We start from the raw sequence: 16,177 nt of genomic DNA, 5'->3' as shown, positions 1-16,177 counted from the left end.
ACGTTGCCGACGCCGCGCATGCCTGACTATGCCCGGCTCGGCGGATTGTGCGCCGGGTCGGCGTCGAAGGCGCCGTTGTGCTCGAGGATGGCCGCTGCCCGGTCCAGCTGGGATGCGTTGGCGACCGTCACGATCATCACGCACAGGTCGCCCCGGTCGGCGGGCTTGAAGACGTCCTGGTAGTCGGTCCCCCCTTTCACTTCAGGCGCATCGCCGACATAAAAATTGCTTTCGGCGGGACCTGCTTCGTCGGTGGTCACCTTGATGTGGATGCCATCGTCGTCGAAACCTTCTGCCAGCAAGCCCTTGCGTGCCTGAGCGGCGGCCTCGAAGCTGGGCAGCATGCGTACGATCTGGTTATTCATGGTTGCTCCATTGTTACGTTAAAGGCCACCGTACCAGAAAGCCCGAGCCTGCGGCGCCCGCCCGCCGGGGCGCTTGCGACCGCCCGCATGCCGGGTTGCGGACAGGCCCGGAACGGGTGGTTTCGATTGCTTCCGATTGGGCTGGACGGGGAACGAATCTTTAGTACAATCAGGAAATGTTGTGGCATGGAGAAGCCACCCCGGACACAGTTGGTCCAACCTCATTACGGTACAGAACAAGATGAAGATCTCACGCCGCATCGCCGCATCCCGTCCGCTGGCAACGACCGCCATGCATGGCCGTGTCGAAGCCTTCCGCAACGAAGGCATGGGCATCATCGACTTCTCGATTGCGATCTCGCACTTTTCTCCTCCGGCGCCGGTGCTCGACGCCGTGACGCGCGCCGTGCAGGAAGAGCGCACCATGCCCTACACGGGCGTTGCCGGTGCGCTCGACGTGCGGCGCAGCCTGTGCGCCAAACTGGCGCGCGAAAACGGTATCCAGGCCGAGGCCAGCGACATCATCGTCACGAATGGCGCCAAGCAGGCGCTGTACGAAGCGCTCTACGCGATGACCGATCCGGGCGACAGCGTGCTGATCTTCAAGCCGCACTGGCCGGCCTACGTCACCACCTGCCAGCTGCTCGGGCTGCGTCCGGTGCTGGTCGACCTGCCGGTCACGATCACGCCCGACGCGCTGGCAGCGGCGCCGAAGGCCGACCTGGTCATCATCAACAACCCGCACAACCCGACCGGCAAGGTCTTCGACCGCGAGGAACTCGGACACCTGGCGCGCTGGATCGAGGCCATCGGCGCCCAGGCCATCGTCGACGAAAGCTACGAACACCTCAGCTTCGGCCCCGTCCACACCAGCTTCGCCACCCTGTGCGACTGGCGCGCGCTCGGCGTCGTGACGCTGTTCTCGGCCTCGCAAAGCTATGCGATGATGGGCTGGCGCCTCGGTTTCGCGCTGGCCCCGGCCGAGATTGCCGGCGCCATGCAGACGCTGCAGGGACCGATCACCGCGGCCGCGTCGCACCTGGCCCAGGTCGCCACCGTCGCCGCCTTCGACTGCGGCGTCCAGCAGCACATGGTCGACGAATACCGGGAGCGGCGCGACACGGTGCTGCGCCACTTGCGCGAGGTGCCCTGGCTGAGCATGCAATGCCCCGACTCCGGGCCTTACCTGTGGGGCGACGTGCGCTCCTTGACCCACGATACGGAAGCTTTCGCCGAAGGCCTGCTGGCCGAGGAAGGCGTGGCCATCATGCCGGGCGACGCGCTCGGCGTGCCCGGCTTCATCCGCATCGGCTACATCTGCGACGACGTGTTCACGCTGATGGAAGGGGTGCGGCGGCTGGTGGCCTTCGGCGACCGCCTCGCCGCTCAGTCGGCCACTGAGCTCGCAGCCGACCGCGCGGCCGCCCGATGACCTCGGGCGCGTTCTTCAGGTCGGGCAGCCTGCGCAGCCGCCTGATGCTGCTGGTCGCGCTGGCGATCCTGCCGCTGGCCCTGATGACGATCCTGGGCGGCGTGCGCGAGCGCGAGCAGGCGATCGAAGCCTCCGAGGAAAACCTGCGCCGCCTGACCAACCTGGCTGCCGCCAACGAAGCCCAATCGATCGAGCGCGCGCGCCAGATCCTGGTCGACCTGGCCAGCGTGCCCGACCTGCTGGGCGAGACGCCGCGCTGCAACGCGCTGCTGGCCGATGTCCTCGACCGCAACGAAGGCTATGCCAACTTCGGCCTGATCCAGATGGACGGCAACGTCAGCTGCAGCGCGGTGCCGATGCTCCACCCGGTCAACCTGGGCGACCGCAGCCATTTCAAGCGCGCCATCCTCGAGCGCCGCTTCATCGCCGGCGACTACGTGTTCGGGCGCGTGATCCGGCGCCATACGATCAACCTCACCTACCCCGTGATCGACCGCGCCGGCCGCGTCGTCGCCGTGGTGTTCGCGGCCATGGACCTGGCGGCCCTCGATACCTTCGTGGCCGACATCAACCTGCCGCCCGGTTCGATCCTGGTGACGAGCGACGCCAACGGCAGCATCATCTCGCGCCGCCCAGACCCCGAGCGCTGGTTCGGCACCAAGGTGTCCGCCGCCCTGCGCGAGGCCATGCGCAGCGCCGGCGGCAAGGCGCTGGTGCTGCGCGGGGACGACGGCGTCGAGCGCCTGCACACGTTCGCGCGGGTGGGCGCGTCCGCCCTGTCGGACTACACGATCACGATCGGCATTCCGGTCGAAACCGTCACCGCCGGCGCCCGGCGCGCCCAGCTGATGTCGCTGATCGGCCTGGCCGCAACCACCATGCTGGCGCTGCTGGCGGCCTGGCTGGCGGGCGATGTCCTGATCGTGCAGCGCGTGCGCAAGCTGATGGACACCGCGCGCAGCATCGCCGCCGGCAAGCTCGATGCGCGTTCCGGCATCCCCTACGGCCGCGAGGAAATCGGCCAGCTGGCCGAGGCGCTCGACGAAATGGCGGCCGCGCTGCAGAAGAAGGAAGCCGCGCGCGGCCAGGCCGAACGCGAGCTGCGCGCGGCCGACCAGCGCAAGGACGAATTCCTGGCCATGCTCGCCCACGAGCTGCGCAATCCGCTGGCCCCGATCAGCACCGGCGCGCACCTGCTCAAGCTGCTGCACTCGGATAACGCGCAAATTACCCAGACCTGCGCCATCATCGCGCGCCAGGTCGAGCACATGACCGGGCTGGTGGACGACCTGCTCGACGTCTCGCGCGTCACGCGCGGCCTGGTATCCATTTCGACCCAGGTGCTCGACCTGCGCCAGGTGATCGACGACGCGGCCGAACAGATCCGCCCGCTGATCACGACCCGCCGCCACAGCGTCGTGCTCGACCTGCTGGCGGAGCCGGCCCTCGTCAAGGGCGACCACAAGCGCCTGGTGCAGGTGGTGGCGAACCTGCTCAACAACGCGACCAAGTACACGCCCGAGGGCGGGCGCATCGAATTGCGCCTGACGGTCGACGGGCCGGACTACCTGATGACCGTGACCGACGACGGCATCGGCATGGAGCCGCAGCTGGTGGCGCGCGTGTTCGACCTGTTCACCCAGGCCGAGCGCACCCCGGACCGCTCGCAGGGCGGGCTGGGACTGGGCCTGGCGCTGGCCAAGAGCCTGGTCGAGCTGCACGGCGGCACCGTGCGGGCCGCCAGTCCCGGCCTCGGCAAGGGCAGCACCTTCTCGGTGCGCCTGCCGCGCCACAGCCAGGAAGCGCCGCTGACGGTGGCGCAGAGTGTCGGCCAGCCGCCGCCCGCGCGCCCGCTCAAGGTGCTGCTGGTGGACGACAACCTGGACGCGGTCCACACCCTCCAGCTCTTCCTCGAGGCCGCCGGCCACAAGGTCGAGATCGCCTATTGCGGCGCCGTCGCGGTCGACGTCGCGCGCGTGTTCGCGCCCGACGTCTGCCTGCTCGACATCGGCCTGCCCGACTTCGACGGCAACGAACTGGCGCGCCGCCTGCGCCGCCTGCCGCAGGCCACCAACGCCATGCTGATCGCCGCCACCGGCTACGGCCGCCAGCAGGACCGCGACGCCGCGATGGCGGCCGGCTTCGACCACTACGTCGTCAAGCCGGTCAATACGGCCGAGCTGTCGGGCCTGCTGGCCGAGGCGGCGGCGGAGAAGCACCCGAGGTAAGATCTGGCATTTCGTACGGAGGACGCGGCCGTGACATATTGCCCGCGGGGGCAGCCGAAGGCGCCATAGGGTGGGCGGGTCCCCCCGCCCACGCGTTCAAGCGGCCGACGAAATATCGCGAATGGGTTGCTTTTCGTCGAACGCGTGGGCGGCGGACCCGCCCACCCTACACATCAATGGAGCGGGAATGGAATCGGTAGGCGTGGTGCTGGCAATGCTGCTGGCGGTAATCGGAAGCGGCTACCTGGTGCGCATGCTGCCTTTCGGCGTGCCGCTGCCGCTGGTGCAGATCGGGCTCGGGGCGACCATCGCCGGCGTGTTCGAACACGGGGTGATACTCGAACCCGAGATTTTCTTCCTGCTGTTCCTGCCGCCGCTGCTGTTCCTCGACGGCTGGCGCATCCCCAAGGTCGGGCTGTTCCGCGACAAGGGCACCATCCTCGAACTGGCGCTCGGCCTGGTGGTGTTCACCGTGGTCGGCGCCGGCTACCTGATCCACTGGCTGGTGCCGTCGATGCCGCTGCCGGTCGCCTTTGCGCTGGCGGCCATCGTCGCCCCGACCGACCCGGTGGCGGTGGCCTCGATCACGGCGCGCGTGCCGGTGCCGCGGCGCCTGATGCACATTCTCGAGGGCGAGTCGCTGCTCAACGACGCAACCGGCCTGGTGTGCTTCCGGTTTGCCGTTGCCGCCGCCCTCACCGGGACCTTTTCGCTGGCCAGCGCCTCGCTCACCTTCCTCTGGGTGGCGCTGGCCGGGATCGGCTGCGGGGTGGCGATCACGCTCGCCGTGTCCTTCGCCCAGCGCGTGATCGCCACCCGCTTCGGCGAGGAGCCGGGCTCGCCGATCCTGGTCAACCTCCTGATTCCCTTCGGCGCCTACCTCGCCGCCGAGCACATCGACGCCTCCGGCATCCTGGCCGCGGTCGCCGCCGGCATCACCATGAGCTATGTCGAGCTGTCGGGGCGGGCGCTGGCCACGACCCGCGTGCGGCGCGCCGTGGTCTGGGACACGGTCCAGTTTTCGCTGAACGGCGTGATGTTCGTCCTGCTCGGCGAGCAGTTGCCCGACATCGTGGAGCGCGCGCTGCGCGACGCCGGGCCCGACGCCAGCATGACGCCCTGGTCGCTGGCCGGCACCGCGCTGGCGATCAGCCTGGCGCTGATCCTGCTGCGCCTGGCCTGGGTCTGGGTCTCGCTGCGCCTGACCCTGCTCACGGCGCGGCGCCACCAGCGCCACGCCTACCAGCCGAACTTCCGCCTCGTGCTGGCCACCTCGCTGGCCGGGGTACGCGGCGCGATCACGCTGGCGGGCGTGCTGACCCTGCCCCTGGCCATGCCCGGCGGCGCCCCCTTCCCCGCACGCGATCTCGCCATCTTCTACGCCAGCGCGGTCATCATCGTCTCGCTGCTGGTAGCGAGCATCGGCCTGCCGCGCGTGCTGCGCGGGCTCGAGGTGCCGGAGGAATCGACCGAGGCGGCCGAGGAAGACCAGGCGCGCCACGATGCCGCCATGGCCGCCATCGCCGCCATCGAAAAGGCCGGCCACGCCCACCTCGACCGCGAGAGCGACGCCGACGTCTACGCCAGCGCGATCGACCACGTGCGCGGCATCTACGAGCACCGGCTCGGGGCCGCCGACAGCCTCGATCCGGCGCGCGCGCGCGTGGCCGAAGGCGCCGAGCGCGAATACCGGCTGGCCGCCCTGCAGGCCGAGAGGAGCGCGATCCTGGCGATGGTGCACCGGCATGCGCTGTCGGACGCCACGGCGCGCAAACTGCTGCGCGAGATCGATCTCGTCGAGGCACGCTACCGCTAGCAGCGCATACGTGCGCTCCCGAACAGTGCGCCCGCGCAGGTGGCGTAAGATCGGCCGGGCGTGTTCCACTCTCGACTGCCGCCATGACCCTAGACGACCGCCAGCCGGCTGACCCGGCGCCGCTCAGCGATCCGCCCGCCGCCGCCAAGGCGGCCGGCCTGCGCTACGTGCACGACGACCGCCCCGGCATCCGGCGCGAGCGCGAGGGAGAAGGCTTTCGCTACTATTCCGCCAAGGGCGAGCCGGTCGAGGACGAGGCCACGCAGAAGCGCATCAAGTCGCTCGCCATCCCGCCGGCCTGGACCGAAGTCTGGATCTGCCCGCAAGCGAACGGCCACCTGCAGGCGACCGGGCGCGATGCGCGCGGGCGCAAGCAATACCGCTACCACCCGAAATGGCGCAGCGTGCGCGACGAGGCCAAATACGAGCGCATGATCAACTTCGGCCAGGCCTTGCCGCTGATCCGGAGCGAGGTCGACCGTGCCCTGAAGCTGCCCGGCCTGCCGCGCGAAAAGGTGTTGGCCACCATCGTCTACCTGCTCGAGGCGACCATGATGCGGGTCGGTAACGAGGAATACGCGCGCACCAACAAGTCGTTCGGCTTGACGACCCTGCGCAACCGCCACGTGAAGGTCGACGGCAGCGACGTCGAGTTCCGCTTCCGCGGCAAGAGCGGCGTGTACCACAAGATCCACGTGCACGACCGGCGCCTGGCCCGCATCATCCGCAATACGCGCGAGCTGCCGGGACAGGAACTGTTCCAGTACATCGACGAGGACGGCGAAACCCACAGCGTCGATTCGAGCGACGTCAACGACTACCTGCGCGGCATCACCGGCGAAGACTACACGGCCAAGGATTTCCGCACCTGGTCTGGCACGGTGCTGGCCGCGCTCGCGCTGCAGGAATTCGAGAAGTTCGACTCCGAAACCCAGGCCAAGAAAAACATCGTGCGCGCCATCGAATCGGTGGCCGAGAAGCTCGGCAACACCCCCTCGGTCTGCCGCAAGTGCTATGTGCACCCGGCCGTCCTCGACGCCTACCTGGACGGCGCGGTGCTGGAAGCCATGCGCGAGCGCACCGAACAGCAACTGGTCGACGAACTGCATACGCTGCAGCCCGAGGAGGCGGCGGTGCTGGCCATGCTCCAGCAGCGCCTGGCGCACGATGCCGAGGCCGCCGGGTCACGACCGCAGTCACGTCCCCAATCGCGGGCGGCATGACGCCGGGCGCCGCTGCGCACGATTGAACGCGCGGGTACGGCGGCAGGTCCCACTTGGGAGTACGCTGGCCTGTGTCCCGACCGAGGGAAACCGGACCGGTCAATCGGGTAGGCTGTGCTCGACGCGGACACTTCCGGAGAGGGGCCGCTACATGAGCAATGGACAGCGCCCGTATTCCCGATCCCGTTTTCATCGCATGGAGGTTGACGATGACCAGCACACCTGTCCGTGATCCGCTCCAGGACCACCTGTTGACGCCGCAGAATGCGACGTTCATCCTGATCGATTACCAGCCGATCCAGGTCAGTTCGATTCGTTCGATGGATCAAAACGAACTCGTCTTCAATATCGTTCACAGCGTCAAGGCCGCGCTCAATTACAAGCTGCCGATCGTGCATTCGTCCGTCAACGTTACGACGGGCAAGAACAAGCCCCCGATCGAGCCGCTGATGGACTTGCTAAAAGACTATCCGGTCTACGACCGGACGACGATCAACAGTTGGGAGGACGTCGAGTTCAAGCAGGCCGTCGTGGCAACCGGACGCAAAAAGCTGATCATGGCTGCGCTCTGGACCGAGGCCTGCCTGGCTTTTCCCGCACTCGACGCCATCGAAGAAGGTTACGAAGTGTATGCCCTCGCCGACGCCGTGGGCGGCACTTCCGTGGTCGCCCACGAGTCGGCCCTGCGCCGCGTCGAGCAGGCTGGTGCCAGGATCATCAGCAAGACCCAGCTCTACTGCGAACTGCAGCGCGACTGGGCGCGAACGCAAACCGTTCCCGGATTCATGGACGTGTTCGAACACTGGGACGGTTTCAGGCCGGGAAAAGAGCCGGGAAAAGCGCGCCAGGGCTAGCGAATGCGGTAGGTCGTCACCTTCCAGCTGCCGTCCGGCTGGCGCATCGGCACCACGGTCTCGATGACGCCCGGGCGGGCGGCAAAATCGGTGGCGTACTGGATCACCACGTACTCCCCTTCCGGCGCGCCGGGCAGCGTCCGCGTGAACACGCTCGACGTTTCCCTGCGCGACTTGACCTCGCCCAGCGGCGCGCGCACCGACTTGCCCACATCGCCCCAGGTCGCGCGGGCGACGGCAGCCTGCAGGGCCGGCGCGCCGGCATCCCAGGCGTCGGCCGACTTGCCGGCATCCATCAGCGCCAGCCAGCGCCTGGCGGCCTCGCTGGCGGCGGCAATGTGCGCGGCGGTCTCGGGGTTGGCGCCGGAGGCGGCCGGCGGCGTGGCGGCCGGTGGCGTGCCGGCCGCCGGCTGCGCATGGGCAGCCGGGACGGCGCAGGCGGCAGAGGCCAGGACGAGTGCGGCAAGCTTGTTCAAGGCGATCTCCTTTCGTAGCGCCGTGCAGCGGCGCGCTGTGGGAATGGGTTCAGGCGCCTTCCGCGCTCGGCTCGGCGTGGTTGAACACCTGGCGCAGGTAGGCGAGGAAGGTTTCGTCGTTGCTCATCGACTTGCCGGCGGTGTCGGACAGCTTGGCCACCGGCTGGCCGTTACAGCGTACCAGTTTCATGACGATGTTGAGCGCCTTGTAGGGCGTGTCGTTGGTGAGCTGGGTGCCGATGCCGAAGCCGGTCATGGTGCGGTCGGCAAAATGGCGGTACAGGCTCAATGCTTTCGGCACGGTCAGCCCATCGGAAAACACGAGGCGCTTGGTGCGCGCATCGATGCGCAGCCTGGCGTAATGCGCCAGCGCCTTTTCGCCCCATTCGAAGGGATCGCCCGAATCGTGGCGCAGGCCGTCGAACAGCTTGGCGAAATACAGGTCGAAGTCGTTCAGGAAGGCATCCATGCCGACCACGTCGGTCAGCGCGGTGCCGAGGTCGCCGCGGTATTCCTGCACCCAGTCCTCGAGTGCCGCCTTCTGGAAATCGCGCAGGCGGGTTCCGAATGCCTGGAAAGCCTGCATGTATTCGTGGGCCATGGTCCCGATCGGCACCAGGTTGTACTTGCGCGCCAGGTGCACGTTCGAGGTGCCGCGGAAGAACTGGGGCAGCTCGCGCGCCAGCGTCGAGACCACCTCGTCCTGCCACTCGCCGGAAAAGCGGCGGCGCACGCCGAAGTCGAAGAACTCGAAAGGATTGGCGCGCTTGGGCTCCTGGTCGAATGCGCGCAGCTGCTCGATCTTGCCGGCCAGGCGGCGCCTCGCCTCCTCCAACGCTGCCTGCTGGTCGAAGCGGCGAAAATACAGTTCGTTGACGATATACAGCACATAGATCTCGAAACCCATCACGTGCACGATCGGCCCGCAGGCACGGATGCGCAGGTGCGGCCCGTCGGTCTCGACGGTGACGAATTTGCGCTGGAAGCGGAACACCGTCAGGAAGTCGGCGAAGTCGCTCTTGATGAAGCGCAGGTTGCGCAGGTACTCGATTTCCTGGTCCGTGAACAGCAGCTCGCACAGGTGGTCGAGTTCGCGTTCGACTTCTTCCTTCAGTTCGGCCAGCGGATAGGCGGGCTCGTTACGGCAGCGGAATTCATATTCGCCGTGGGCGTTCGGATGACGGTGCAGCAGCGCCTGCCACATCGTGAATTTGTACAGGTCGGTTTCCAGCAGGCTGTGGACGATGGGCTTCATGCGTGTTTCCTTGGCCTCAGGCCTTTTTTCGCTGACGCTTTTTTGGCGCCAGCATGGTACCGGTGCAGCCGGGCGTACCGCAGCGGCAGGCGAACAGTTTTTTCAGCGCCGGCGTGTGGCGTTCGTCGTAGATGAGCGCATAGTTGTAGTTCAGTTCCTCGCCGGGCTCGATCGGGTGCAGTGCGTGGATATAGACCCGCCCGTCTTCCTCATAGGCCTCGCAATTGGGCGAGCAGGCGTGGTTGATCCAGCGCGCCTCGTTGCCGCGGCTGCCGCCGTCGATCACGCGCCCGTCGTGCAGGCTGAAGTAGAAGGTGTGGTTGATCGGACCGCCACGGTCCGCCGCGCGCTGGGTCGCATCCTCCCAGCTGATGCGCTCGCCGCGGTATTCGATGATGCGTTCGCCGGCATCGATGAAGCGCCGGGCAAAGACGCCGTTGCCGTGGATCGGGGACTGTCTGACTTCATAGGCCGGATCGGCCTTGGCTGCGGATTTGCTGGGCATGGAAGGTTCGGGTGGCGGATGGCGCTGTGCGCAATTGAAATCGTTACTATTATGATACGTTTCGGGCCGCCGTGCCGCACTTGAGCATCAGCGCCCACTGCGCGCGGACGCAGGCTGCCCGGATGTCCTGCAAGCAGCTTATCACGGCCGCCTGCGCGCATTCGCCCGCAGGGCGCGCCCTGTTATCATGCCGCTTGCGCCGATGCCTGCCTGCGGGCACATCGGCTCCCCGACAAGGCCGGCGCAGGCTCGCGCTGCCGCCCTCACCGCAAGGACGCCCGTGAAAGCCATTGCTCTCGAAGCTGATTCGGATCTCTCCCTCGTTCCCGTCGCGGTCGACCATGCCGCCCTGCTCGCATCGCTGGTCGCGCGCAACAGTCGTCACCTGGGCGCGTATCTGCCTGCGGTGGCCGCCCTGTCCTCGGTCGATGCTGCGCGCGCCCATCTCGACAACGCGGCCGGACGGGCCGCTCGCGGGGAAACGCTCGAATGGCACGTGTTCGCCGGCGCAAGCTTGTGCGGCGCCGTGCGCCTCAAGGACATCGATGCCGGCGACAGCAAGGCGGAGATCGGCTTTTTCCTCGGCAGCGAGTCTGGCGGCAAGGGCATTGCCTTGCGCTCGGTGCGGGCAGTGCTCGCGTATGCGTTCGCGTCGATGCAGCTCAACCGGATCGAGTTGCGCTGCGCCGCGACGAACGCGCCCAGCATACGCCTGGCCGAACGCCTGGGTTTTACGCGCGAAGGCCTGCTGCGCCAGGGCGAGTGCCTGAACGGCGTCTTCGTCGACCAGCTCGTCTATGGGCTGCTGCGCTCGGAACTGGCCGGCTGACCTCCCTCTTCCAGGGCGCCGGCATGACGGACGGCGCGCCTGAGCTGCGCGCGCCGGCGCCCCTCAGTTGCCGAGGTCTTCTTCCCGGAACTCGATGCCGGTGCCCGGCACCGTGTCGCGCGTCGCTTCCTGCTTGCGCAATTCCACCCGGCGGATCTTGCCGGAAATCGTTTTCGGCAGCTCGCGGAACTCGATGCGGCGGATGCGCTTGTAGGGGGCCAGCCGTTCGCGCGCAAAGGCGAACAGTTCGCGCGCCAGCTCGCGGCTGGGCTCGACGCCCTGGCGCAGCGTAATAAAGGCTTTCGGCACCGACAGGCGCAGCGCGTCCGGGCTCGGCACGATGGCCGCCTCCATCACCATCTCGTGTTCGACCAGCACGCTTTCCAGCTCGAAGGGGCTGATGCGGTAGTCCGAGGACTTGAACACGTCGTCGTTGCGGCCGACGTAGAAGTAATAACCATCCTCGTCGACGTAGGCGGTGTCGCCGGTGTGGTAATGACCGGCGCGCATGACCTCCGCGGTCTTTTCCTCGTCGCCCTCGTAGGCCATCATCAGCCCCAGCGGATGCGGATCCAGCCGCACGGAAATTTCGCCTTCCCTGGCAGGCTGGTCGTCGGCGTCGAGCAGCGCGATGCGGTAGCCCGGCAGCGGACGCCCCATCGAGCCGGGCTTGAGCGGCTGGCCGGGCGGATTGCCGATCTGGGCGGTCGTTTCCGACTGGCCGAAGCCGTCGCGGATACGGATGCCCCAGGCGCGCTCGACCTGTTCGATCACTTCCGGATTGAGCGGCTCGCCGGCGCCGACCAGTTCGCGCAGCGGCGGCTGCCACTGCGTCAGGTCTTCCTTGATCAGCATGCGCCAGACGGTCGGCGGCGCGCACAGCGAGGTGACGCCGCAGCGCATGACGGTCTCGAGCGCGGCCTTGGCGCTGAAGCGTTCGTAGTTGTAGACGAAGACGGTGGCGCCGGCGTTCCAGGGCGCAAAGAAACAGCTCCAGGCGTGCTTGGCCCAGCCGGGCGAGCTGATGTTCCAGTGCACGTCGCCGCGCTGCAGCCCGATCCAGTACATGGTCGACAGGTGCCCGACCGGATAGCTCTGCTGGCTGTGCAGCACGAGCTTCGGCTTGGCGGTCGTGCCCGAGGTGAAGTAGAGCAGCAGCGGGTCGGTGGCGCGGGTCTCGCCTTGCGGCGTGAAGACGCTCAGCACGCGGCGGCAATCGTCGAAATCGTGCCAGCCATCGACCTTGCCGCCGACGGCGATGCGCGTGAAGTTGCCGCTCAAGTCCGCGAACTTGTGCGCTTCCGATACCTGGGCAATCACGTGGCGCACCCGGCCCCGGTCCATGCGGTCCTGCAGGTCGGCGGTCGAGACCAGCATCGTGGTCGGCACCAGCACCGCGCCCAGCTTGATTCCGGCCAGCATGATTTCCCACAGCTCGACGCGGTTCGGCAGCATCAGCAGCACGCGGTCGCCGCGCTCCACCCCGCACTGGCGCAGGTACTGGGCGACCTGGCTCGAACGGGCTGCCATGTCGGCAAACGAGATCTTCTGTTCGCGCCCGTCCTCTTCGACCACCCACAGCGCCGGGGTGTGGTTGTCCTTCGCTTCGTGGTCGAAGTAATCGAGGCCCCAGTTAAAGGCGTCGAGCTGGGGAGCCTTGTAGTCGCGGTAGGCGGTGTCGTAGTCGAGGCGATGCTGTTGCAGGAAGTCGCGTGCCTGCACGAAACGCTGGTAAGGGGTCATGGTGTCTCCTGTGCTGCCGGCGGTGCTCGCCGTGCGTTGTCTGTTTGCGCACATTTTGCCACGGCTTTGCAGGCCACAGGAGTTCCATGCAAAAAGCCGTGCTCTGTCTTGACGACGGCCCGGTCAGACCGGGCGGCGCAGCGGTACGGCGAATTCGCCTTCGGGTTGCATCATGTCGATCACGCGGCAGTCACCGCACATGCGCAGCCGGTCGAGGTGGCCGGCGAAGGCGCTGTGCTGGGACAGGCGGCCGAGCATGTTCTCGATCATCTGCACGGTGCCGAAGGCCTTGTTGCAGCGGATGCAGTGGAAAGGCTGCGATTCGTTCAGCACCACGGTCTGCTTGCGCGCCTCGCCGAAGGCCATGCGCGGCACCAGCGTGATCGCGTTCTCCGGACAGGTATTCGCGCACAGGCCGCACTGCACGCAGTTCTGCTCGACAAACCGCAGCTGCGGCGCGGTCGGCGTGTCCATGATGGCCGACGTCGGGCAGGCGCCGACGCAGGCCATGCACAGGCTGCAGGACTGCTTGTTGACGGCAATCGCGCCGAACGGGCTGCCCTTCGGCAAAGCCACTTCCCGGACCGGCTGCGGCGCATGGCGCAACAGGTGGTCGAGGGCGTAGTCGAGCGTATTGCGCTTTTCCGCGGCCAGGTTGAAGGTCGCCATCTCGGCCGGCGCCTCGCCGCGCGGCGCGTGCTGCAGGGCCACCGCCAGCTCTTCCGGGGCGCTCACGCGCAACAGCTGGAAATGCGGGCCGGCATAACCGAGTCCCTCGAGCACGGTCTCGGCGATGCGCATCTGGGTGTCGAGCGCGGCGGCATACTGCGGGGCCTCGGCCGCCGTCATCAGTACCGTGACGCCGGCGGCGCCGTAAGCCAGGGCCGCCAGCCAGACGTCGATGCCGGTCGATGCCGTATGGTGCAGGGCCATCGGAATCACGCGTCCCGGGACCCCGGTGGCGGCATCCGCCCCCACCGCTTCGATCAGCGGCGCGCCGCCTTCGCTGTGGAACAGCAGCACCGGGTCTTCGCCGCCGGCCTCGCGGTAGGCGCGCAGGGCCGCCTTGATGCGGCTGCCGGTATGCGCCGCCGAGGGGTAGGCATAGCCGAGCGCACCCGAGGGGCAAACGGTGGTGCAGGCGCCGCAGCCGGCGCACAGGTAGGGATTGACCTTGATGCGGTCGCCGGCGCTGGAGATCGCCTTGGCCGAGCAGATCTCGACGCAGGCCGTGCAGCCGGTCAGGCCGTTGCGGCTGTGGGCGCAGAGGCGCTCCTTGTAGGCGAAATATTTTGGTTTCTCGAAGTCGCCCACCATCTCCATCAGTTCGGCGGCGGCCAGGCGGCGCGCGGCGTCATCGAAGCCGGGCGCGTAATAGCCATGCGGCGGCTGATGGCTGGCGATCAGCGGGCTCGGGCACAGGTCGAGCACGAGGTCGAACTTGCCCTGCTCGGCCGGCTGGCCGGGCGCCTGCCAGCGCGCCTCGAAGGCGCCCAGCCAGCCGGCGACCGCGACCGCGCGCGCGACGAAGACCGGATACGGGCGTTCGCCGACGTCGACGTTGTCGAGCAGCAGCAAGGTCACCGGGAGGCTGTTGGCGAGGTGGTCGGCCCAGGGCAAGGCCTGGGCCGAACTGCCGACGACGAGCGTGCGCCCACCGGAGCGGTAGCTGACGGAACTGCCCGGTTCGAACGGGGCGATGGCCTCGGCCGCGAGGATGGCGGCCGTCTTGGCGAGGGCATTGCGGCGTTCCTGCAGGGGGTCGCCGGCCTGCCCTTCTAGAAATCGGATGTTCATGCTTGGCTTTCAGGCAAATGCTGGTGTGGACGGTGGAATGGGGCCGTTGTCGTGCGTGGGCGCGCCGCCGGGAGTGGCGGCCGGCAGCTCGCCGGGCGCGCCATCCTCGTGGGCGGCCGCGGCAAGCGCGGCTTCCTTATGCGAAGGTGCAGTGTGTGTTTCGGGTGCTTCGTGTGCCGGGTGCGCTTCGTGTGCCGGGTCTGCCGGGTTTGCTTCCTGTGCGCCGCGCTCCGGCGCCGCTTCGAGCGGATCGGCCGCTGCAAGGGCCTCGGCCGGGGTGCTGCCGTCGGCCGCCAGCGCGGCCGCAGGCTCCTCGACGAAGCGGCGCAGGGCGCTGCGCGCATGGTCGAGCTGGGCCAGCATCTCGGCCGATACCGGGCTCGGGATGTTGTAGTCGTCCATGTACATGTCGAGCCGGTCCAGGACATTGAAGTGCGGATCGGCGAACAGTTTTTTCAGCGCCAGGCGCTGCACGGATTTGTCGACACCCTGGCCGACGAAAATCGAATAGTCGGAGTCGGGCGTGAGCCGCGCCACGTCTTCCAGCGTGGGCGAGGCGCGCCCGGATCCATCCGCGGGCCCGGTGGCGGGCGCATCGGCCCGCTCGGCGGCAGGCGCGGCGGTCTCCGGCAGGGTATCGCCGGCCCTGCCCCATGGCCAAGGCGCGACTGCCGCCGGCGCTTCCAGCGCCCGGGCCGGCGGCTGCGCCTTGGTCTCTACCTTTGCCTGTGCCTGGGCTTGTACCTGAGCCTGCACCTCGGCTTGCGCCTCGGGGCCGCTTGCCTTGACGCGCGCCCAACGGCGCAGGAATCCTTCTTCGGGCATCCTGCCTCCTTACCCGTGCTGGCGGCCGCGGCGCGGACGCGGCGTGTAGTGCTCGCGCAGGTAGCCGGCCAGCCATGCATAGATGTCGGCCGGCATGGTCACGCCGTCGGCCGCTTCGCCGGAGTCGAACATGCGCGTACCCTCGACATAACTGACCGAGGCGCGTACCGGCATCGCGCGGCCGTCGATCATGCGCCACAGGACGAATACCTTCGACTCGGGCGCCATGCAGTTTTCGTAGTAGCCCTCGTTCTCGTCGGTATACAGCTCGAGCTCGAGCCCGGAGACGAGGTAGTAGTCGCGCTCCGGGCTTTCGCCGAGCACCTGCAGCGGCGGCAGGTTGCCGCGGTCGGGCACGACCCCGACGGCAGCCCAGGCCTCGTCGGCCCAGCGGTGTTCAACCTTGCGGCGCTGCATGATGACCGCGATCGGCATGCTGGACATTTTCATCAGTTTTTCGTCTCTTTCGCGTTGCCCTTGTCGACCGCCGGCGAGGCGCCGGCCTTGACCGACCCGGTCGGCCTGTTCTTGACGTCCGTGCTCGGCGCGGCCGTGCCGAGCTTTTCGCTCTTGATCGGCACGTTGGCCGACTGCAGCGCCTGCGGACTGCGCGGCGCGGCGCCGCCGCCGGGAGCGGCCGCTGCATTGCCGGCCGGCGTGCCCGTGATGGTATTGGCGGAGACGCCGGTGGCGCGCGGCGCCACACCCGGCATGGGCGTGCCGGTGACGGCCACGCCGGTGGTCTGCACGGCCGCCGGCACCGCGCCCGAGGCCGGCACGACCGGCGCGGCGTTGGCCGCGTTCGGCGCCGGGCTGCCGGCCACCGGGG

14 protein-coding genes and 1 pseudogene are annotated in these 16,177 nt (G+C 68.1%); 6 read left to right on the top strand and 9 right to left on the bottom strand.

All coding sequences use genetic code 11. From position 1 onward, the window contains the following. Positions 1 to 26 precede the first annotated feature (26 nt). Positions 27 to 365: a hypothetical protein gene (locus ACFPAH_RS02790; protein WP_379740290.1), complete on the bottom strand. Its 339-nt coding sequence runs from the start codon at positions 363 to 365 to the stop codon at positions 27 to 29. A gap of 241 nt (positions 366 to 606) precedes the next feature. On the opposite strand from ACFPAH_RS02790, the gene ACFPAH_RS02785 reads away from it, so the two are divergent. From ACFPAH_RS02785 to ACFPAH_RS02765, 5 genes are all read left to right on the top strand, one after another. Beyond that, a complete protein-coding gene (locus ACFPAH_RS02785) occupies positions 607 to 1,797 on the top strand; it encodes a pyridoxal phosphate-dependent aminotransferase (protein WP_379740287.1) in 1,191 nt (396 codons plus the stop codon). Next, positions 1,794 to 4,025, top strand: a complete 2,232-nt coding sequence (locus tag ACFPAH_RS02780; protein ID WP_379740284.1) for an ATP-binding protein — start codon at positions 1,794 to 1,796, stop codon at positions 4,023 to 4,025. The genes ACFPAH_RS02785 and ACFPAH_RS02780 overlap by 4 nt, the downstream gene beginning before the upstream one ends. Before the next feature lie 187 nt (positions 4,026 to 4,212). Continuing rightward, positions 4,213 to 5,841: a Na+/H+ antiporter gene (locus tag ACFPAH_RS02775; RefSeq protein WP_379740281.1), complete on the top strand. Its 1,629-nt coding sequence runs from the start codon at positions 4,213 to 4,215 to the stop codon at positions 5,839 to 5,841. Positions 5,842 to 5,924: 83 nt separating this feature from the next. Then, a complete protein-coding gene (locus tag ACFPAH_RS02770) occupies positions 5,925 to 7,064 on the top strand; it encodes a DNA topoisomerase IB (protein WP_379740278.1) in 1,140 nt (379 codons plus the stop codon). A 209-nt stretch (positions 7,065 to 7,273) separates the two neighbouring features. Further along, complete coding sequence (locus ACFPAH_RS02765; RefSeq protein ID WP_379740275.1) at positions 7,274 to 7,918, top strand: hydrolase; 645 nt, start codon at positions 7,274 to 7,276, stop codon at positions 7,916 to 7,918. On the opposite strand, the gene ACFPAH_RS02760 is transcribed toward ACFPAH_RS02765, so the two are convergent. The 3 genes from ACFPAH_RS02760 to ACFPAH_RS02750 are packed head-to-tail and all read right to left on the bottom strand — an operon-like array spanning position 7,915 to position 10,154. Continuing rightward, positions 7,915 to 8,394, bottom strand: a complete 480-nt coding sequence (locus ACFPAH_RS02760; protein ID WP_379740272.1) for a DUF4019 domain-containing protein — start codon at positions 8,392 to 8,394, stop codon at positions 7,915 to 7,917. The two genes, ACFPAH_RS02765 and ACFPAH_RS02760, sit on opposite strands and share 4 nt — an antisense overlap. Positions 8,395 to 8,443: 49 nt before the next feature. Then, on the bottom strand, positions 8,444 to 9,649 hold the full coding sequence (gene pncB, locus ACFPAH_RS02755; protein ID WP_379740269.1) for a nicotinate phosphoribosyltransferase: 1,206 nt from the start codon (positions 9,647 to 9,649) through the stop codon (positions 8,444 to 8,446). A gap of 16 nt (positions 9,650 to 9,665) precedes the next feature. Beyond that, a complete protein-coding gene (locus tag ACFPAH_RS02750) occupies positions 9,666 to 10,154 on the bottom strand; it encodes an SET domain-containing protein (RefSeq protein WP_379740267.1) in 489 nt (162 codons plus the stop codon). A 280-nt stretch (positions 10,155 to 10,434) separates the two neighbouring features. On the opposite strand from ACFPAH_RS02750, the gene ACFPAH_RS02745 reads away from it, so the two are divergent. Continuing rightward, a complete protein-coding gene (locus tag ACFPAH_RS02745; RefSeq protein WP_379740264.1) occupies positions 10,435 to 10,983 on the top strand; it encodes a GNAT family N-acetyltransferase in 549 nt (182 codons plus the stop codon). A gap of 63 nt (positions 10,984 to 11,046) precedes the next feature. Here the strand turns inward: ACFPAH_RS02745 and ACFPAH_RS02740 are convergent, their stop codons facing one another. The 5 genes and pseudogenes from ACFPAH_RS02740 to ACFPAH_RS02720 all read right to left on the bottom strand — a co-directional run. Beyond that, entirely contained in the window at positions 11,047 to 12,726 is a 1,680-nt protein-coding gene (locus ACFPAH_RS02740) for an AMP-binding protein (protein WP_379740261.1), read from the bottom strand. Positions 12,727 to 12,849: 123 nt separating this feature from the next. Next, positions 12,850 to 14,523 (bottom strand): 4Fe-4S binding protein, encoded by a 1,674-nt coding sequence (locus ACFPAH_RS02735; protein WP_379740258.1) that lies wholly within the window; start codon positions 14,521 to 14,523, stop codon positions 12,850 to 12,852. A gap of 9 nt (positions 14,524 to 14,532) precedes the next feature. Further along, the gene (locus ACFPAH_RS02730) at positions 14,533 to 15,348 is read right to left on the bottom strand and encodes a DUF3306 domain-containing protein (RefSeq protein WP_379740255.1); all 816 of its coding nucleotides are present in this window, start codon (positions 15,346 to 15,348) and stop codon (positions 14,533 to 14,535) included. A 9-nt stretch (positions 15,349 to 15,357) separates the two neighbouring features. After that, a complete protein-coding gene (locus ACFPAH_RS02725; RefSeq protein WP_379740252.1) occupies positions 15,358 to 15,798 on the bottom strand; it encodes a DUF3305 domain-containing protein in 441 nt (146 codons plus the stop codon). Continuing rightward, positions 15,798 to 16,177, bottom strand: a pseudogene (locus ACFPAH_RS02720) (hypothetical protein); the annotation flags it as partial. The pseudogene ACFPAH_RS02720 and the gene ACFPAH_RS02725, both read right to left, overlap by 1 nt.

This window comes from Massilia sp. GCM10023247, from assembly GCF_042653325.1.
Taxonomy (GTDB): domain Bacteria; phylum Pseudomonadota; class Gammaproteobacteria; order Burkholderiales; family Burkholderiaceae_D; genus Telluria.
This window is presented reverse-complemented; position numbering and strand designations above follow the sequence as displayed.